21 protein-coding genes and 2 tRNA genes are annotated in these 19,476 nt (G+C 36.1%); 19 read left to right on the top strand and 4 right to left on the bottom strand.

All coding sequences use genetic code 11. The features are described 5' to 3' along the window. Window positions 1-162 precede the first annotated feature (162 nt). From UQ64_RS27470 to UQ64_RS27460, 3 genes are read left to right on the top strand one after another with little or no spacing between them, the layout of a single operon-like run. Window positions 163-882 (top strand): GIY-YIG nuclease family protein, encoded by a 720-nt coding sequence (locus UQ64_RS27470; RefSeq protein ID WP_060626640.1) that lies wholly within the window; start codon window positions 163-165, stop codon window positions 880-882. A 38-nt stretch (window positions 883-920) separates the two neighbouring features. Further along, window positions 921-1,643 carry a hypothetical protein gene (locus UQ64_RS27465; RefSeq protein ID WP_060626639.1) on the top strand — a complete coding sequence of 241 codons (723 nt, stop codon included), beginning with the start codon at window positions 921-923 and terminating at the stop codon, window positions 1,641-1,643. Further along, window positions 1,643-1,951 carry a hypothetical protein gene (locus tag UQ64_RS27460; protein WP_060626638.1) on the top strand — a complete coding sequence of 103 codons (309 nt, stop codon included), beginning with the start codon at window positions 1,643-1,645 and terminating at the stop codon, window positions 1,949-1,951. Before UQ64_RS27465 ends, UQ64_RS27460 begins: the two co-directional genes overlap by 1 nt. A gap of 649 nt (window positions 1,952-2,600) precedes the next feature. Here UQ64_RS27460 and UQ64_RS27455 read toward each other — a convergent pair. After that, window positions 2,601-3,644 carry a hypothetical protein gene (locus UQ64_RS27455; protein ID WP_060626637.1) on the bottom strand — a complete coding sequence of 348 codons (1,044 nt, stop codon included), beginning with the start codon at window positions 3,642-3,644 and terminating at the stop codon, window positions 2,601-2,603. A gap of 56 nt (window positions 3,645-3,700) precedes the next feature. On the opposite strand from UQ64_RS27455, the gene UQ64_RS33055 reads away from it, so the two are divergent. The 15 genes from UQ64_RS33055 to UQ64_RS27385 all read left to right on the top strand — a co-directional run bounded on the left by UQ64_RS33055 (window position 3,701) and on the right by UQ64_RS27385 (window position 17,247). Beyond that, window positions 3,701-3,964 (top strand): tyrosine-type recombinase/integrase, encoded by a 264-nt coding sequence (locus UQ64_RS33055; protein ID WP_425339627.1) that lies wholly within the window; start codon window positions 3,701-3,703, stop codon window positions 3,962-3,964. A 377-nt stretch (window positions 3,965-4,341) separates the two neighbouring features. Continuing rightward, window positions 4,342-4,539, top strand: a complete 198-nt coding sequence (locus tag UQ64_RS27450) for a hypothetical protein (protein WP_060626636.1) — start codon at window positions 4,342-4,344, stop codon at window positions 4,537-4,539. Between the two features lie 187 nt (window positions 4,540-4,726). Then, complete coding sequence (locus tag UQ64_RS27445) at window positions 4,727-6,943, top strand: ATP-binding cassette domain-containing protein (protein WP_060626635.1); 2,217 nt, start codon at window positions 4,727-4,729, stop codon at window positions 6,941-6,943. Between the two features lie 486 nt (window positions 6,944-7,429). After that, window positions 7,430-7,504: transfer RNA gene (locus UQ64_RS27440), tRNA-Leu, on the top strand. A 204-nt stretch (window positions 7,505-7,708) separates the two neighbouring features. Continuing rightward, window positions 7,709-8,140 (top strand): MarR family winged helix-turn-helix transcriptional regulator, encoded by a 432-nt coding sequence (locus UQ64_RS27435; protein WP_060626634.1) that lies wholly within the window; start codon window positions 7,709-7,711, stop codon window positions 8,138-8,140. A 126-nt stretch (window positions 8,141-8,266) separates the two neighbouring features. Continuing rightward, window positions 8,267-8,620, top strand: a complete 354-nt coding sequence (locus UQ64_RS27430) for a carboxymuconolactone decarboxylase family protein (RefSeq protein ID WP_060626660.1) — start codon at window positions 8,267-8,269, stop codon at window positions 8,618-8,620. Window positions 8,621-8,724: 104 nt separating this feature from the next. Beyond that, window positions 8,725-10,419 carry a dihydrolipoyl dehydrogenase gene (lpdA, locus tag UQ64_RS27425; protein ID WP_060626633.1) on the top strand — a complete coding sequence of 565 codons (1,695 nt, stop codon included), beginning with the start codon at window positions 8,725-8,727 and terminating at the stop codon, window positions 10,417-10,419. Beyond that, window positions 10,412-11,356, top strand: coding sequence for a lipoate--protein ligase (lplA, locus tag UQ64_RS27420; RefSeq protein ID WP_060626632.1), 945 nt, complete (start codon window positions 10,412-10,414; stop codon window positions 11,354-11,356). The genes lpdA and lplA overlap by 8 nt, the downstream gene beginning before the upstream one ends. A gap of 263 nt (window positions 11,357-11,619) precedes the next feature. Further along, on the top strand, window positions 11,620-11,904 hold the full coding sequence (locus UQ64_RS27415) for an amidase domain-containing protein (RefSeq protein WP_060626631.1): 285 nt from the start codon (window positions 11,620-11,622) through the stop codon (window positions 11,902-11,904). 70 nt (window positions 11,905-11,974) lie between these two features. After that, window positions 11,975-12,358: a hypothetical protein gene (locus UQ64_RS27410; protein WP_060626630.1), complete on the top strand. Its 384-nt coding sequence runs from the start codon at window positions 11,975-11,977 to the stop codon at window positions 12,356-12,358. Window positions 12,359-13,435: 1,077 nt separating this feature from the next. Then, on the top strand, window positions 13,436-13,963 hold the full coding sequence (locus tag UQ64_RS27405) for a hypothetical protein (RefSeq protein WP_060626629.1): 528 nt from the start codon (window positions 13,436-13,438) through the stop codon (window positions 13,961-13,963). Between the two features lie 499 nt (window positions 13,964-14,462). Then, window positions 14,463-16,055, top strand: coding sequence for a sensor domain-containing diguanylate cyclase (locus UQ64_RS27400; RefSeq protein WP_060626628.1), 1,593 nt, complete (start codon window positions 14,463-14,465; stop codon window positions 16,053-16,055). Between the two features lie 144 nt (window positions 16,056-16,199). Further along, a complete protein-coding gene (locus tag UQ64_RS27395; protein ID WP_060626627.1) occupies window positions 16,200-16,388 on the top strand; it encodes a hypothetical protein in 189 nt (62 codons plus the stop codon). Further along, the gene (locus tag UQ64_RS31410; RefSeq protein WP_060626626.1) at window positions 16,388-16,606 is read left to right on the top strand and encodes a hypothetical protein; all 219 of its coding nucleotides are present in this window, start codon (window positions 16,388-16,390) and stop codon (window positions 16,604-16,606) included. The genes UQ64_RS27395 and UQ64_RS31410 overlap by 1 nt, the downstream gene beginning before the upstream one ends. Window positions 16,607-17,172: 566 nt before the next feature. Further along, window positions 17,173-17,247: transfer RNA gene (locus UQ64_RS27385), tRNA-Leu, on the top strand. Window positions 17,248-17,356: 109 nt separating this feature from the next. On the opposite strand, the gene UQ64_RS31135 is transcribed toward UQ64_RS27385, so the two are convergent. Next, the gene (locus UQ64_RS31135; protein ID WP_341129588.1) at window positions 17,357-17,563 is read right to left on the bottom strand and encodes a DUF6809 family protein; all 207 of its coding nucleotides are present in this window, start codon (window positions 17,561-17,563) and stop codon (window positions 17,357-17,359) included. 118 nt (window positions 17,564-17,681) lie between these two features. Here UQ64_RS31135 and UQ64_RS27380 point away from each other — a divergent pair, with 118 nt between their 5' ends. Continuing rightward, window positions 17,682-17,840, top strand: coding sequence for a hypothetical protein (locus UQ64_RS27380; RefSeq protein ID WP_209445893.1), 159 nt, complete (start codon window positions 17,682-17,684; stop codon window positions 17,838-17,840). A gap of 405 nt (window positions 17,841-18,245) precedes the next feature. Here the strand turns inward: UQ64_RS27380 and UQ64_RS27375 are convergent, their stop codons facing one another. After that, window positions 18,246-18,644 (bottom strand): nuclear transport factor 2 family protein, encoded by a 399-nt coding sequence (locus UQ64_RS27375; RefSeq protein WP_060626624.1) that lies wholly within the window; start codon window positions 18,642-18,644, stop codon window positions 18,246-18,248. Window positions 18,645-18,648: 4 nt separating this feature from the next. Beyond that, window positions 18,649-19,470 (bottom strand): MBL fold metallo-hydrolase, encoded by an 822-nt coding sequence (locus tag UQ64_RS27370; RefSeq protein WP_060626623.1) that lies wholly within the window; start codon window positions 19,468-19,470, stop codon window positions 18,649-18,651. Between the last annotated feature and the right edge of the window lie 6 nt (window positions 19,471-19,476).

Raw genomic sequence — 19,476 nt, 5'->3', positions numbered from 1 at the left:
AGAGTGGCTACTAAGCTACTCTGCTTTTTTATTTTGAAAAATTGATGCTGTACTTTCTTTGGCATTGATAACTTAAAGGGGGGGGAGTGCCTATAGGTGATCATCATAAGTCAGATGTCAAACTAATGGATGGATTAGAAAATTATTGAATGGAGGATTTCCTTGAATATTTGTGAGTATCTAACTGCAGATTTTCATCAACTTACTGTAGAAGGCAAGATTTATCGGATTGAATTATATGTTGCACGAGATAATGTTCTTCTCGGAGAAGCACCAATTTTTTTCGTGAAAATAGCGTCTAAAAAAACTGAATGGGTTGAAGTAGCGAAAATCAGATTTGTATTTACGAATCAGAAAATGCCCCAACAAAAACTCCACAAGCAATGGTTGCCATCAATAAGATGGTATTATCTCAACGGACAAAACAAAGGCAGAAAATACAAAAGCGAAAGCGAAAGCTTGATTTTAGAAGTTGTAGACAAATATTTATTTGAATATCCAGATGTTGATTACAGATATCATTTATCTAAAGAAGTTCAAAATAATGTGGCTTCGAAGCTTTATGAGAAGGTACCATCAGAAATATATTTAATTTTGGATGAGTCGCATAAAGTGGTGAAGATAGGTCAGTCTGGGTGTCCGAGAATTAGGTATAACCAGATCAATTCGGATACAGCATCGCCGATCAAAATGCTTGCCACAATCCAAAGCGATTATGCGAAAATGCTTGATAGTATGCTAAAAAATCATTTCAAACCCAAAAAGTATAAGAATGAATGGTTTAAACTTAGTCCTTTGGATATTGAAATGATTGTAAGTAGGAGATTACCACCACCAATCTGCATCCTAATGGGGGAAGTGAAAACCAAATTTACTTTCTAAATGAAATCAATGTTCAATTGAGAATGGAGGAGCGGGGTATGAGTGATAACAAGGAAGAAAATACTAGGCAAATAAATGCGAAGTTCGAGACTATTCTTCCACAGTTATGGCAGAAGTCCCGAGAAGACGATGAAGCTTTGAAAATTGAGTATATGAAGACCCTTCATACGAAGCTTCTAAATGTTATACGAAACCAACTGGCTATTCCGGATTTCTATAATTATTTTACAGGCTTTAGTATAGAAGATTTTTCAAGTGATGTAAGCATCGTTTTCGGGACTAATACCAATCAGAAAAAGAAAAAAATGGAGAGTGAGTATTCGTCATTGCTGAAAACAGCGTTGACAAGCATAACAAGAGTTGATTATGAGATTTCGTTTGTAGTCAATGAGAAAAACGTAGTTCCCGAATCTCTTGAAGGCAAGACTCTTGATGAATTATGGATCATGGCATATGGTGAGAAAGATTTAGAAGAACGGAAAGCACTAAATTTGAAGAGGAAGTTAAAACCAGATTACGGAGAAGGAGAGATTAATTTAACTGATTGTCTTATGTGCGGTTGCAATGAGGTTCCAAATACTGATATGAGTATTGAACTAAAACTTGGAGGAGCATTGTTTATTGACTCCACTTTCAGGGGAGCCAAATGTACACAGTGTAATGAAATGTATTTTAATACTCCCACATCAGATTCTATATTAAAACTCGCCAAAGTCTTTGATGAACTATTTCCTGAGCAGATTCCAAGAGAGGTGAAATAATGCACGAAGCACAGATGATTCAGGAGCGACTTAATCAACTTAACGAGAGTGTCAATGTGTTGACTGACAATGTACTTTCAATTGTGTCTTATACAGATGAGCGACTCAAAGTAATTGAAAAATTGATGTGGAAGATCGAGAGTAAATTGGTTGACCAAACTAAAATCTTGAATTTGTTATCTAAAAATGAATTAATAGATCAGTTAGTAACACGGAAATATCATAAGGATCGAGTTATACCATTTCATCTAATGAGCCAAAAAGACAGATTAGAAAGCATTGAAGCAATGTATGATGATGAGATTTAAACAAGAACATGCCTATGAGCCACTATTGCTCGTAGGCTTTCTTTATGTAATGACAAAAGCGTTTTGGACGAAATATGAATAGGAGCGATGTAATGAGTAACGCAACTATTATACAGACCAATCATAATATTTTTATAGGTTGGATTCAGCAACATCAGCAATTTTAGATGGACAATTATATAGGATAGATCAAAAAGCGACCAAGTTATATCAAATTGATAATTTGGTTTTGTTTTGCTCTGGGAACTTGAATTATTGTTGATAAATGAGCATCAGCTACGAATATCCCCTAAACATAATCATTTGGTACATGAATTTACCCTTATCCTTTTTTCGTTCTAAAACCTGAGTTAAGTATTCGGTGACCAGTTGAAATATCCCTCGACGATAGAATGTATTAGCCTTCATATTAAGCTTTCTCATAGCTTCTACAGCAGTTTAATTTTATACGCTGTATTAGGAAGAAGGCAAAGGAACGAGCGAAAGACTTTTATAAACTATTTGCTGAAAAAGAACTACATAAAGATATTGTCTGGTAAGTATATAGAAGCACTTGTTTAGTATCTATTTCTATACAATAAAGATCCCACTTCAAATAAGGAATGAATCATTGTTTTATCATTGGTATTCAGAGCCTTCTTTCTGGGGCTTATCTTCCTAATTTCTCCTTTATCTCATCTAAATTCATCTTCCATAAACCAAATCTATTTAGTAATAAAAACCGAGCTAAAGATTGTGTGTTATTTACGTCATATGGAGATATATATTTTGTTATTTTGCTAAATTTATGTGCTATGTAAAAATTTCGAATATAACTTGCATAATGTAAAGCTTCATAAATTTTTAATTTAAGATCTCTTACACCATCATAAATGTTATACTCACTGTCGACCCCGAATTTAGGTTTAATATCTATTTGAAATTCTGTAGATTCTCCTCTTTGTAACCAGTAAATAGTATCCTCATCGGTTACTCCAACTTTCTCTAATCTTTTGACAATGTCCTCTTTAACGATAGGATTCCATTGATTTTCAAGAAATCTTTGTTTCTTTGAGCTTGATCTAATTTCTAATCCAAGTTCTTCAATAATTGAATATGCAGCAAATAGTGCATAGCCAGCCGTCACGTGACTTCTATAATTACTAGGTGAATTGCTAAACATCATTCCGTAACGCGGGTGTGATGAGTGCGGAGTGAAATAATCTAGCGAGATACTGAAACGAAATTTTTCAATACTATATATCAGTTCCTCGTGTTTCCAAGAAAAAAGTGCGATTAGACAGCCGAAAAGTCCACGTTCATTTGCTGATTGTTTTAGGTAAGAACTAGTGATGATTTTGTCATCAGTTACCTCATAGCAAAATTGAGGCGTTGAATTATTTAGTAAAGAAGGGTATCCGAGAATCATGCCTCCTTCCACCAAGTTCATAACATTTTCAGCAATCTCTATACTTTTAGCGATAATAAGAAGTTCTTTTGCTATTGTATATTTACTCTGGTAAATTGCTATTTGTTCATGGCTGAGTTCTATTTGATTTGATATAGAATCTCCTGATTCAGTCTCCCAGTTGGAAAAACTAGGGTCATCTCTGAAATCAAAATGAAAATCGTCATTATGTTCTAAATTTCTTATGTAAGTTGCATCCTGTGGACTTATTATTATATGGGTCGCAAAGGTCTTTATAGATACCACGCTCCTTATGTGTTAGTACAATTGAAGTAACATTTGTGTATGTTATTGGAAAGTTGATGGGCTTTTCACACAATCTAATACTATATCCTCTTCCCAGCATTATCAACACAACAAGAATGTATGAACGTAAAAAGTTGATAAGAGATATTGACCGTACAGGTAATAAAAGAGACTATGCAATTCTCATGACTTTGCTTTTGACAGGTATAAGAGTATCAGAATTGGTGGCTCTCGACCGCTCAGATGTTGATGTAAGCGACCGCAAAGGCTCGATGATAGTTCGTTCAGGTAAAGGGATAAAGAGCATACACTACCACTGAGACAAGGGCGTATTAGAATCAGAAGCGTTCAGCATCTAATGGAGAAGCATGGACACGATACCCATCAGACTCATCACAGCTTCATTACAGGGCTTGATTAGTGTGATCCAGAACCTTTGTGGTCATAGTCAGTGGATATGATTCTAAGGTTGTAGTATGCCAAGTGAAGATGATAGGCAAAAATCAGTAGACAACATAATTAAGGACTAGCCACTCATTATGAATGTTTTTTTTGTATGGGGGAGCGGGTATTTTTTATCAAGGAAGTAACATATTTCACAAAAATAGCAAGGTACTGTTCTACTGCGCTAGGTTACAGAAAACAGATGAATGTAAAGGTATTAGTTTTGATCTGGCATGAATAGGAGTACAAGAATGTGACGAGTATACAGCTTTATTATTATGGCAACAATTACTTTACAATTTATAATGATATTGACAGTGTGATATTCAAACATAAAGGTAGGGATCATCTAAGGTTCTCTAGTTCTAGTGGAAGTAGTCATCCGATTGGTAATTGGGATTTTAGCGGCGCTAATGTGCAAGGACTGAATGTAGTGGCTAGGTTTGGATAAATAAATATAAATTGACAGTCGATATGGCTGTCTTTTTTTGTGGGAGATACCACTTATAGTTACAATATTATACATAATATGCTACCATTTAACTATATCCTGTTAGATTCATATAGTCCTATAGTCACACTAGTGTTTTAAAACGTTTTTTTGATTCTTTAATTACACAATGAAAGTAGGGGGAGTCTTGGATAAGTTAACTGTTGTAATGAAAAACTGCTACGGTATTAAATCGCTTTCGACTACATTTGATTTTAATAAAAAAAATGGATATGTACTTTATGCATCGAACGGTACTATGAAAACTTCATTCACTAAAACATTTAAGCAGATTAAAGCAGGGAAGAGTCCTGTTGAGGAAATTTTTGAAAGAAAGTCGCTTTGTGAAGTTAAAAAAAGTTCGGGAGATGACATTCTTCCTGAGGAAGTATTTGTAATTGAATCATATAATGAAAACTATAATTCTGAACATGTTTCTAATTTACTGGTAAATAAAGATATTCAAAGAAAGTATCTGAATGTAGTGAGTGAGATTAATGAAAAAAATGAGAGTTTCATTACAATGTTAAAACAGTATTTTGAACCTAAATTTAATATTGAGGATGAGATTATAGGAGCATTCAATGGAAACGATACGGATGTGTTAAAATTATTTAAATATATTAAAGATACATATTTGGATGAAACGGAAGAAGTGGAAATTGATTTTGAAAAAGTAAACTATTCCATACTATTCAATGAAAAGACAGAAAAATTTTTGAAAGATGCAAATAATGTAGAATTACTTAAACAATATGATGCTGATTATAATGAGTTGATGGAGAAAACTACTTTTTATAAAAAGGGAAAGTTTAGTCATTATAATGCAAATAAAATTAATGATAGCTTGAAGGTAAATGGTTTTTTTAGTGCTGAACATCATCTTTTATTAAGAAATGGGGAGACAATAAAATCATACGAAGAATTAATAGATATAATTCAAAAAGAGAAAACAGAGATATTGAAAGACCCAAAATTAGTAAAGAAATTTGAGCAGATTGATAAAAAATTAGATGCTAACGAACATTTAAGAAGGTTCAGACACGTCATAGAAAATGACCAAAGTTTAATAAGCTATTTAGTTGACTATGATCAATTCAAAATGAGAGCATGGATAACTATATTAAAACTCAATCTTGAACAATTTGAAATTCTTGTTTGTGAATATGAAAAAGCAGCTATACAAATAAAAGAAATATCGCAAATAGCAGCAAAAGAAAACGAAAATTGGAGGAAAGTTGTAGATATATTTACGAATAGATTTTATGTTCCTTTTCGTGTACATATAAAAAATCAAGAAGAAGTTGTTCTAAGAAATTCATTACCAGCCTTAGTATTTGAATATCATGAGGGTGGTGAAACAAAAGTGATTGAAAAAGGTAAGCTTAATACTTTATTAAGTGGCGGAGAAAGAAGAGCCTTATACTTAATGAATATTATTTTTGAAATTGAAGCGTTAAAACTAGCTGGGAAAAATGTATTAGTTATTGCGGACGATATTGCGGAATCATTCGATTACAAAAATAAATACGCAATAATTGAATATCTAAAAGAAAATGTAGAACATGGGTTGTTTAATTTTTTGATATTGACTCACAATTTTGATTTTTATCGAACAGTTAGTTCAAGGATATTAGATAGAAATCATTCTTTAATGGTTATGAAAAAAACAGATGGTATTGAGTTAATAAAAGGTAAATATTTAAAAAATATTTTCAACACTTGGAAAGATCAGTTGCATAAGAATGATACGATTCTTATAGCATCTATTCCATTCATAAGAAATATCGTTGAATATGTAGATTCAGAAGAATCAGATAATTATTTGTTTTTGACTAAATTATTACATTTAGTTGAATTTGGAGACTCAAAGAAAACAAAAGAAATTACAATAAAAGAACTTGAAGATGTGATAAATGAAGTTTGGGCAAAAGAAAAAGTAATTTCTAAACATCGAGAGACGAAAAGTGTATATAATCTGGTAATGGATGTATGTGAAGAAATATATGAGAAGACTGAAACTATTGATATTATTCTTGAAGATAAAGTGGCAATTTCAATGGGAATAAGATTATTAGCGGAAGATTTAATGATGCAAAGAATAAAGAATGAGCATGGAAATACTGATGAAATTGAAAAAATTGAATCAAATCAAACTGGTAATCTGCTTTCGTTGTATAAATCATTAGGAACATCTGATTTGGGTGAACTAGCATTACTAGAACAAGTTAGCTTAATGACTCCTGAGAATATTCATCTCAATTCATTTATGTATGAACCTTTAATAGATATTTCAATGAATAGCTTAAAAACACTATATGGATCTTTGAAATTAATAGAAATTAGAGAACTTGTAATTACCTAGATGATTAATTTATGTAAAATGTTACTGATCGCAATCAGGTTTTGGAATTATGGGTGTTTAGAATCAAAGGATATTTAACAGTGGGTAATAAGAAATTTAAGCTAGATAGTTAGAAAGTAAATGATTGGCTTTGTACATTTTATACCAGCTAAGCGAGATTGAGATAAAGTTTTGTATATTTAAATCTTGATTGTGTCGGGAGTGTTATAAAGAGCGATGCATAAGCTTACTGAAATTAAAATGAGTGAAACATTTATTTTGGTATGATTTTGAAACATATTTTTGTTTAGTAGCACTAATTTGGAATATATTTCCAAGGTATCCGGCAACTCTGAGCTTTATATAATGAATTATTTACAAATTAGTGATTATAGTGTATCTTTTATCGATACACAGAATCATCAAAAATTAGAGCGATTAAAATGTAATGAGTTCTGTGTAGCTAGAAAAGACAATCACTGAAAAACCCAGTGTTATCAATACTTTGGCGGAACAGGCAGACGCACAGGACTTAAAATCCTGCGGTACGTGAGTACCGTACGGGTTCGACCCCCGTCCTCGGCATCACAGTGAAAACCTTGAGAAATCAAGGTTTTTTTTTATTATGATACTTTGAAGAATGTATTTCGTGAATTGGCGAAACATAAAGATAAGTCTCCTGCTTCTCCTGGGGTTTGACAAGCATTGGCGATTATGGCCATATATCAGATAGCCTATGGTATAATTCCATTTTAGAACCTCAATCCATTTTGGAAGGAAAATTATATGTTTAATTTGAATGATTGTATTGGTTTCATAACGAATACTGCTTCAAAAAAAATAGTAGACGAATTCAACAGGAGACTTAAAGACATTGGAATTACGAAAGTGAAATGGACGGCCCTTTTTTTTATCGGGGAAAAGGATGGAATATCCCAAAAAGAACTATCCCAAAAGATGAATGTTAATGAATCTTCTATAGCCAGGCTTCTTGACCGCATGGAAAGAGAAAAATTATGCTCAAGAGTCAGAGATTCTCAAGATAGAAGAATAATCAGAATTAATCTAACGCAAGAGGGCGAAGCTCTAAGAGCTGAGTTGCTTCCAATAGGTCAAAATTTTCATGATGATGCAACAAATGGCATATCTCAGGAAGAACTGCATATTTTTACGACAGTATTAGATAAGATGGTTCATAATTTGTCAAAAACCCACTAAATCATTCGATATTATTATGAGGAGGGTTTTTTTTACGTAAATACTTTACATAGCAACCATTGCGGTGTAAAGTATTATTATGAAGGCAGAAGTGAAATATTTCACATGAAAAGGATGGGGATTCAATTGAAGAAGGATGTAAGACAAATGCTTCATGATTTTACAAGCGGGTTAGCTACTCTAGCTGAGACTAATGGGGACAGCGTAAATGCATTTATGAATTTGCTGGGAACCAATTATGCTGATGGTGCCTTAGACACCAAAACCAAAGAACTGATCAGTGTAGCGATTGGCGCGTATAATCGTTGCGAGTACTGCATAGTGTTTCACGTTTATAAAGCCTTGGAAGCAGGAGCGACCAGGGAGCAAATCCTTGAATCTGCTATGGTTGCTGTTGCCTTCGGCGGTGGACCCAGCATGGCGTATTCAGTCACCTTGCTTAAAGATTCTATTGATGAATTTGAACAAGATTTCAAGTAAGGATTTCATTTCATTGGCAATCTCTGCGCAATTGGCGGAGGTTGCCAAATTAATGGATACGGTAAATGTGAATACAACTACACAGCAGACTAGGGGGAATTCATGTGGATATAAAACTTGAACAGCTTACTGGGCATGAAAAAAAATCAAGAGTGGGAAAGATCAACATTTCTGTCGGAGAATCAGTTTCAGTGGGCCAGACCTTATTGCAATTGGAGAGTAAAAAGGGCAATTCCCCTTTTAATTCAAAATATAAATGCGTTATAAATGAGATTCTGGTTGAAGAAGGACAAGAAATTGAGTTAGACCAGGGTTTATTTAAAGTTACTGCTGAAAATGAAGGAAAAGAAAAACCTAAGCTGGATTATTTTGGAGGAATGATTTACGGTAAGAAGGAGCAGTTGCAAGCAGACCTGTTAATTATTGGGGCGGGGCCAGGGGGTTATGTGTCGGCTATCTATGCTGCTAAACGTGGAATTAAAACGGTTATTGTAGAAAAATTGTCTATGGGTGGAACCTGCCTTAATGTAGGCTGTATTCCGACCAAGGCTTTGATTAAATCCTCGGAGGTCTTTCATAATATAATGAAGGCTGAAGATTTTGGTATTACGGTCAAAGATGTTCAGCTTGATATGGCTAAAGTAATTGATAAGAAGGATGAGATCAAGAATACATTGGTTTCAGGGATAGATTACTTGCTTTCAAAAAATAATGTGAGAATTATCAGAGGCAGCGCATCCTTTGTAAATGACAAACAGGTTCTTGTCAAGAATGGCAAAGATGAGTATACCATAGAAGCGACGGACACCATTATCGCAACAGGTTCAAAAATTGCCAATATTAATTTACCGGGGATAGATCATGAATTTGTTCTAAACAGTACATCGGCCCTTAAACATAAGGAGAATATAAGTTCTATCACCATTATTGGCGGTGGTGTAATAGGCATGGAGTTTGCCTTCATCTATTCCAATTTTGGAATTCAGGTAAATGTCATTGAGTTTTGTGATAGGCTTTTGACCATGGTGGATGCGGAAGTCTCAGCAGAAATAAAAGAAATAGCTATGGACAGAGGGATTGGAGTCTACACTGGGGCTAAGGTTACAAAAATTGAAAAAGACCAGAGTGGCAAGGCTATTGTTATATTTGAAATGGACAATTCTGAAAAATTTATCACCAGCGAAAAAGTCCTGGTTGCTATTGGCAGAACGCCAAATATGGATGATTTGGATATAGAGAAGGCAGGTATTGCTTTAAATGAAAAAGGCAAAGGCATATCTGTTAATGAACACCTTCAAACGTCTGCAGAACATATATATGCTATCGGGGATGTAACGAATCGTATTCAGTTGGCGCATGTAGCCTCTCATGAAGGAATAGCAGTTGTGGACCATATTTTAGGGACGCCTTCTCATGTAGACTATGGTATGGTGCCCAATGTAATATTTACATCGCCAGAAATTGCATCTGTAGGTTTAACAGAAGAGCAGGCTGTGCTTAAAAATATGGACATATCGATTAGCAAGTTTCCTTTTCAGGCTAACGGAAAGGCGTTAACAATGAGAGAGGAAAAGGGCTTCATTAAATTAATTAAAGATTTGTCCAGTGGCAAAATAGTGGGTGCTTCCATTATTGGGCCCGAAGCTTCTGCACTAATAAGCACACTCACAATAATGATGAACAGCAATATCACTGAGGAAGAAATAATACACACTATATTTGCTCATCCCACTACGGGAGAAGCCATTCACGAGGCTGTTTTAGGTTTTAGCATAGGAGCACTCCACTTCGATGAATAAAATTGTCCTTTCCCAAGAGAATGATCCCTATTTTAATTTGGCCTTGGAAGAGGAGCTGTTGAGAAACGCCTGTCACGACGAAGTTACGTTATATCTATGGCAAAATGAAAAGACTGTAGTGATCGGCAGAAATCAAAACCCATACACCGAATGCGACATCGAACAATTAAAGAGTAATGAAGTGAGTCTGGCCAGAAGGATTTCGGGCGGGGGCGCCGTATATCACGACTTGGGGAATCTGAACTTCACCTTTATTTTCAAAAAGGAACAGGAAAACCTCGAAAAGCAATTAGAGGTCATTAAAGGTGCCGTTGAGAGCTTTGGATTAGAGGTAGCGTTATCTGGTAGGAACGATATAGTTTATCAGGGGAAAAAGTTTTCTGGGCATGCTTTTTACACAGAAGAAGGAAACGGATTTCATCATGGAACATTAATGGTGGAGGTCAACCTGGAGCAGTTGGAGAGAATATTAAAGCCGTCAAAATTAAAGCTGGAAGCAAAAGGAATAAGCTCTGTAAAAAGTAGAGTCATCAATCTGAAGGAGCTGAATAATGCTATATCTGTTGCCAGCTTGACGGAAGCGTTAATAAAAAGCTTCATGAACGTTTACGGCAACGTTGCTGCTCCGGTGAGATATAGTAAAATGACATATACACCTTTACTCATGGAAAAATATTTTGATAACAAATGGATTTACGGAGAGAGCCCCAAATACAATGTTATTGTAGAAAGAAGTACACCTTCAGGCAATATTCAGGCTTTTTTTAACGTGGAGCACGGAGTTGTGAAATTTTTGAAGATTTATTCTGACAGCTTAGCTATTTTGAATTTCGAAGAGTTTGAAAATAAATTCATAAATATAGATTTTCATCAAATCATGGAAAAAAATCTTCTTGAGGAAATTTTTCGGGATTTGCATGAGAATAGTTTTATATAAATTTGGCGGCGCTGATACGCTTTGATGCGATTGTGCCGTCCTTCTACTGGTGAAAAAAGCAATTAACAACCTTGAAAAGTACTCAACTAAAATAAATGAAACTGCACAGATGTACAGGAGCAATCATATACAGAGAAAGTAGGTATAAATACAACGCGTGAAGAATCTTCAAATCATTTAGATTCCACACCATCGTCTATAGTTTCACCTACTGCTACCATATGCATTTAATAGAACACAAGCAAAAGCATATGCACTAACTTATGCTATTAATAATAATTCGCAATACTGGACTTTCGATTAGAAGTACAGATACAATTCATGGCTATGGGAAGCCGGGACCAGAACATTTATACGAGGGCGATATAATTTCTTATGATAAAGGTTCTGACTATACCATGAATCATACAGCGGTAATCACGAACCGAGACACACCTTCTACACCACTGGTTTCATATCATACAACCAATCGAAAAAATGTAACATGGGATTTCTATATCATTAACACACCGGGTAATGTTATTCCATATTTCACACATATTTTTTAGAAAAAAGACGTTGACAATGGTACAATCTAGAGATTTTATAAATTCTGTTTGACTGAGGGAGAAATTACTAATGAGAAATAAAAGAAAGTTACTCCTTTCATTTATTCTTTTATTTGTTATTGCATATATCTCCTTTGGTGCATGGATTGCACATGATACCAAAATTATTCTAGAAGAAGCCATGAAGCGGAACGCCGATATGAAGTACATGAATAGTTCAGCATTTGAAAATATTAATCCAGTCGAACGTGGGATGACAGCGGATAGCTTTAAATATAGTAAAAGCTCTCATCATATTGGTTTTGTATTTCCGTTGCATTTCTTTGTAGTATCAAAAGCATTTGTAACTCAAGAATATAAAAATGATGATCTTGCATTTAGAGAACCTGTCAACGTAACACTAATATTAAAATCTGGAAAGTGGTATGCAACAAAAGTAAGTATTAAACCGTAGTTGGGATAACAAATCGAAAATTTATAAAGTACACAGAGATTGTATTTAAAGAATGATATAATTAATTTTGAACATACAAAATTAAACAAAAAATAGAAAACTATAATTGATGAGCAGATTACGCTTGATTCGGTCAAGGGTGCCGCAAACCCTTGTACAATACAAGCTGTACGGTAGAAATAATTTGTTTTGCTCTGGATGAACCAATGCACTTTACGCTCATTATCTCCTACTCCGTTACATTGACAAATGAGACCGGATTGGTGAAGCTATGATACAGCTCATTTATAACATAACTGTGTAGGGCTTTTCTCTGAGGATAGAAGCCAGCAAATGCTTGTAGGATTGCGTTCTAAGCGTATTCAAATGGATAGACCTCCTAAGTAAGAATGAGTGGACGTAATAAGGGGCTGATGCGTAAGAAGCTCCTACTCAAATCTGTTTGCTAACATTTTTGCTAACATGGCTGCACATACAAATTCCCGAACGCAGAGAGTATAGAACACAAAAAAAGCCCTTAACCCGCATGGTTAAAGGATTTGTATTAGAGCTTCCCGTGGTGTAGAAAAGGGGCTAAGAGGACTACTTCAAGACTTAAAATCCTGCGGTACGTGAGTACCTTACGGGTTCGACCCCCGTCCTCGGCATCACAGTGAAAACCTTGAGAAATCAAGGTTTTTTTGTTTTTTTATAGTTTGAATCTGTCGAGTTTCGGCTGCCGTCATTATTAAGCCCCAAGTCTACAGTTAGTCGTCACGTATTTTCCCCTCGTTTTTCTATACTTCCCTAGTAAGCTATCAATTAACGGAACAGGCAGCATTGAGCAAAATCATCAATCAAGCCCTACGCATATTTCCTAAATCATTCATAATCGCAACAACGAAATAATATTAGAGCCAAGGAATAACGCTAACTTTCGCATAGATGATGTGAACACAGCGCTTGAATTTAAATGCAAAATGTTCGCATGGTTATCAAGGCTTATTGCCAAAGGATTGAACAAGTAGTGGGCATCTCCCAAACTTCCAATATATGGTATGATAAATGAAAAAATAACTAAAGGAAGGTTCTCGAATAATGAATTCAGATATTAACAATTTGGTTATCGTAACAGAAAAATTAGAGCAATTCGGCATTAACTATTCCTTGGGTGGGAGCGGTTTATTACTAAGTTTAGGTCTATTCAATTCCGCTCATGATTGGGATATTATGACTGACGCACCTAAAGAAACTGTCATGGATGCTCTACGAAACTTCAAAGTTGAGGAACTAAAAAGTGGTGATTATCCTTTCGGAAGTGAGTATAAACTATTAATTCACAAAAGAAACCCTCAGGTTGAAATATTAGGAAACTTCTCGATTCATTCTACTAAAGGGCTTTGTAAAATGCCAACAGTTCCGATTTCGAGTTGGAATGGTGTTCAAGTTTCTGCTCCTGAAGTATGGTTTGTTGCCTATGCTCTAATGAATCGTACGGATAAGGCAAACCTGCTATTCTCATTTTTGAAGAACAACGGAGCAAGGAATGAAATACTTAACAAACTAATGAAAGAGCCACTACCTGATGAATTATCACACAACTTAGAGTCTCTAAATTCACATTAAGCACAATGAAGGATTCCAATATGGAAAAAAACTATTTCTCGAAGTGATTCTGCGAGTCGGAGACAATGTGCATTTAATGCACTAGGCAATTTGCAAATGGAACGTCTTGCATGAACGGATGCTTCTGGGATTTGCGTGGAAAGAGGGGCAGAACTATATGACTCATTGGAGTCTGAAACGTTTAGCCCTGTCACGGTGCGGTATTTACTCATATTTATATTGAGTCAAACTTTGGAGCATTGTAAATCTCTTCAATAATTTGAGAGCCAAACTCTTTAAGGTCTTCAATGTTCACGTATAAAAACAATCTTTTTCAGTGCTTGTCAATTCACAAGTTCTGGAGAAGAGTTTTTTATATGGAATATTTCATGAACCACCGTATATCGAACGTTACGTATAGTGTGTGAGAGATTGGAGTTCATTGATTATTGTCGAATAGCATCTTAATTTGTTGTATTATTGATTAAGCTAGTTTTCAAGAACCAAGGAGGGTTATAGTTTGCTTACACTGAGAAGGGCCGAGCCGCGTCAAAGTAAAAAGCTCAGTCTCACATCGCTGCTTACGGGCTTGGTTACGCTGGTGGTTCTACTAACCTCAAGCATTCTTCTGATCGGCTCTTACGAGTCCAAAAAACAATCATTGATGGAGACTACACTCCATCTGAATTACTACAACGCTGACCGAATGACTAAGACAATGGATTCCTTATTTCAGTCCATGCGCAGCAGTTTGGAATACAGCGCTGCCACACTCTCCGATGACGATGCCTCAACGCCGGAGCAAGTGGATGATTATTTGGAACTAATGCGCAATAGTAGCAATTACTTCAATTCTATCGCCGTGGTCGATGCCGACGGGCTGCTCCGCAACGTAGTACCGGCTAGTTTGGGGCCGGTAGGCGACCGTATTACTTCTAAGGCCGGTTTGGAAGCTCTGGCGATCAAAAAACCTTACATATCTTCCCCCTACATGACCTCGACCACCAAGAGACTAATCGTGTTTATGAGTCAGCCAATTTTCAGCAACAATGGTACATATCGCGGTATTTTGAGCGGCACATTTTATCTGCAGGAGAACAATATTTTGTCTATGATTTTTGGCGACAACAACGTGGACGATTCTGGCTCTTATTATTATATTGTGGATTCAAGCGGGCATCTGTTGTACCACCCGGATAAGCAGCTCATTGGGGAGGATGTCAGCAGTAACAAGGTTGTGCAGAAACTTATGAAAGGGGAAAGCGGGGAACAGCAAGTGCGCAACACCCGTAGCGTTGAAATGCTTGCCGGATACTCCAGCGTTCCTGCCAACGGATGGGGAATTGTAGTCGTTTCGCCGCTTAGTGTCATCCATTATCAACTGATGGGCCACCTTCGGACAATTCTCGGGTATTCGTTGTTTCCGTTCATTATACTCCTGATGGGCGTTATTCTCGTAGCGTGCAAGTTGGCCCGGCCTTTTGTCTACCTGGCAAATCTGGTGAGCAGGATGGGCAAGGAGAAGATTGTATTGCCGGAAGCGAAGCCACAATGGAGCCGAGAGGCAGATCTGCTGACCAAGGCTGTGTTGCTTGCCGTGACGGATATTCAGAAGCAGACGGATCAACTGACCCAAGAGGCCGCGACGGATGCTCTGACCGGTTTAAAGAACCGGAGATCGTTAGAGTATACGATGAGCCAGTGGATTGCCTCAGGGCAACCGTTTTCGCTCATTGTGCTGGATGTAGACAAATTTAAACTCGTGAACGACACCTACGGCCATCTCGTCGGCGACGAAGTGCTGAAACATGTAGCCAAAGTTATAGTTACCTCGTTTCGCCCAGACGATGTTTGCCACCGCTACGGCGGCGAAGAGTTCATCATCTTGATGGCCCACACTAGACCTGAGGAAGCCTTCACCGTAGCTGAAAGAGTCCGGCGGGCACTGGAACAAAGCAGGGGTCCAATCCCGACACAGGTTACGATCTCCCAGGGAATCGCCCATTATCCTATTCATGCATTGGAGCGGGAGGGGCTGCTGGAGAAGGCGGATCAGGCGTTATACTTGGCCAAGAGCAGGGGAAGAAACCGGGCGATGGTCGCTGATGTTTGAAACAATTGCTCGTAATATGCGGTACGTGCCCCGTCCTCGGCATACATAGTGAAAACCTTAGAAATACAGAATTTGCGTAGAAGCATATAAACCTCCTTTGCTGTATCTGACTAAATCAGATGAAGTAGAAGGAGGTTTTTTTCAATGGCTATATGCTTAACAAAAGATGAAAAGGCAGCACTAGCAACAATGGAAGAAGCATATGCTTGGTTCACAAAAATCAATAAAGAATTAATTTATATAGGAAAGGCAACAGGTAGCGGCGGACTAAGAAAAAGAATATGGTCGCAGCATTTAAATCCGGTGTATTTAGGATGTAGAACATCAAGATAATGGAGCAATTATATAAAGAAATTTTACAATTTTTTCTGATTATTTTTAACAGACAAGTACGAAGTGATGTACTCTTGGGAGTACATGCTGGAAGCCAAGATTTGAAAAAACTGTTGGATGAAATTTCAATAAGTTACAATGTCAATCTTTCTGATTTTATTGATGTTGAAGAAATGAAAGTTGATCTTTTCGTAAAGAAGGTGGCAACAAGGTTATAAGAAAGCGAGGGCACTCAGAATAAAATGTGAATTTTAAGCGGTTTTCTTTGTCGTATGGAGGGGTGAAATGACTAATGAGAATGTACGCATGGATAGGTGGGTTTATGTCTTAAGGCTTACAAATAACAAATAATATGTTGGACAAACTCCATATCTCAATAACAAGTTTATTGATCATTTTTGGGGTAAAGGTGCTGCTTGGACAAAACTCCACCCACCCGAAAGCATAATAGAAACTATTCAAATACTTAATTGCAATATGGATGAGGCAAAAGTTATTGAAAATAGTACAACAATTAAGTATATGAAGGAATATGGCTGGAAGATTGTTCGTGGCGGAGATTTAGTTGCGACTGAAAAATTGAAATTTTAAGGATACTTTTAAGATACGGTAAGAAGAAGTATAAGCTTAGCAGAATTTTATGATTCAATTAATTGATAATATTCCCGAGGAAAGAAAACCAGAGTGGGAGTATTATTATCGTTGGGTGTTTCATAAGAGTAAGTAATAAAGGGTTAGGTGTCGAAGCTTTAAGCACCGAAAAATCCAGTGTTATCAACGCTTTGGCGGAACAGGCAGACGCACAGGACTTAAAATCCTGCGGTACGTGAGTACCGTACGGGTTCGACCCCCGTCCTCGGCATCACAGTGAAAACCTTGAGAAATCAAGGTTTTTTGTTTTTTGAATTAGTTTCAAAAGGGAATTGTATTTAGAACAATTATTAAGCGCACAGGATTTACTCCTTTAATTATGGAGTTTTGTCATGAAAGGTACCCAACTTACTAGCAAGTTCCTCTTCCCCGGTTAAGACCTCGACCATGATGCCCGCCCCCAAGCGAAATCCATATTTGAAAATAGATGTTAACTCCATGCCATGAGTTTGAGCATATAAGTCTAATAACGCTTCCAACTCGTCGAACTCCTCCTCTGAAAGTCGCTCCTTCCAAATCTCTATGATTTCAGATGTTTAGCGCCATTTGAACCAATATGTTTTTTTAATTTCTTGCCAACGCATTAGATAATCAGAATGAGAGGCGACTGAATTGACAAAGAAGAGATGGCTAACTATTTTTATGTTGTTTATAGTCTTATTATCCGGTTGTGAAAAAAACAACTCAGATACTTTAAGCGATACACCAACAGCTAAGGATGAAGAGTATAATCTGATGATTACTAATAACAGTCCGTTGGATTTAAAAAGCGTAGTTGTTACTGTGGTGTCTATGAAGTGATAATAGAAAAAAACGAAGTATCTATCAAAAAAATTAAAGACAATGAATAGATTGACTGTAGGAAACAGATATCATCAATAACTTAGTCTCTTCTGAACAAAACACTAACATAAATGATATAGTCATTAATCTTTTAGATTTTCTAGAAGGTATGACAGGAGAGCTCCTAGTTAAGAATCCGATAAATTACTTGTTCAACTCTACTTTAGATTTAACAGGCATCGAAGATCAAATCGTTGCCCTATATGCCAAAGAAACGCCATCCTTTCCTATAATTCTACAGAAAGGATAACGTCTTTTTTGCTTTATGGGTAGTGTAAAACCTTAGCTTGATAGCGATGGGGTAGCGTCAGGAAAATACGGTTATCCTGACGCTACCTCGTATACAAGTTAAGTTACAAACAACTAATTTGAACTTAATGCATTATTGACAGTTGCGCTGTCTACGATTTGAATAAATTTTTTAACCTTATCATTCTCATCAAATTCATATAGATGGCAAAAGTCTGCTATAAATGATTTTCCTGTTGCTTTATACGTCCCACTATATTTCCCGTAGACGATAACAGTGTGATTATTAAACGCATAGATTTCATCTTTTGCAGAATAGCCATCCCATTCGGTTCCAAGGCGTTCATGTACGTTTTTCACTACTTCATTAGGACCTACATAAGTACCCGCATAAGGAAATCCAGCAGCTTCTGTCCAAGATACATTATCACTTAAATACATTTTGAAGGCATCCAATTTTCCTTCACCGGTTAATACATACGTTTCATGTAATAATTTTTGGTATATATTCATAACATTACCCCCAAGGAATTTCTTTCGTTACAACTTTTGCACTTAATTCTAATACGCCTTTATTTGCATAGCCTGGATATTCTGCTTCAAGCTTTGCAACAAAATCCGTAGAAGTTTTACTTTCTTCAGAAGCTTTAATTGCAGTTTTTAGATAATTGATAGTTGCAATAAGTGCTTGATTATCTAAGGATTTTTCAATTGAACCATGGCTTGGTACGATTATGTTAGCATTTAACCCTTGTAACACTTTCAAGTTCTCAATCCAAGCTTCCATTGCTTCTTTTGAGCTAGTATCTGCTATGAAAACATGTATTTCGTTAAATATATCAATGCCACCAATCAATAATTTCAATTCTCTGTTAAATAAGCTAGTTCTGTAATTATCTAAACCTACAAGTTCAAATGTTAAACCTTGAAAGTCAATAGTTTTTTCTGCAAATACTTGAGGCAATACAACATTGCTTGGTGCGTTTTCTCCAAGTGCATCTTTCCAGACTTTTAATTTACCTAAGACAGAATGAATAATATGTTCAACAGTAGATTCTGTGGCATACGCAATGGCTTCTGGATACGCTGCTTTAATACTTTCTAACCCAAAGTAGTAGTCCGGATCTCCATGAATAATATAAATTTTATCTAAATATAAGTTATTTTTATTTAGGTAATCAACAATTTCTTTCGAATCGGATTGAGTGAATTTCGCATTTATTAAGAATGCATGTCCTGCTTTTTCAACTAAGGTTGCAGTCACCATAAAACTATTTTCTTCAGAACTAAATATCGTCAATTTCACATCATTTTGATTCATTTCGATTGTTTTAAACATAGAATT

It is taken from the genome of Paenibacillus etheri (genome assembly GCF_001012825.1).
Classification (GTDB): Bacteria; Bacillota; Bacilli; order Paenibacillales; family Paenibacillaceae; genus Paenibacillus_AQ; species Paenibacillus_AQ etheri.
Note: the sequence above shows the minus strand (reverse complement) of the source record. Positions and strands in the feature narration are given on the sequence as shown.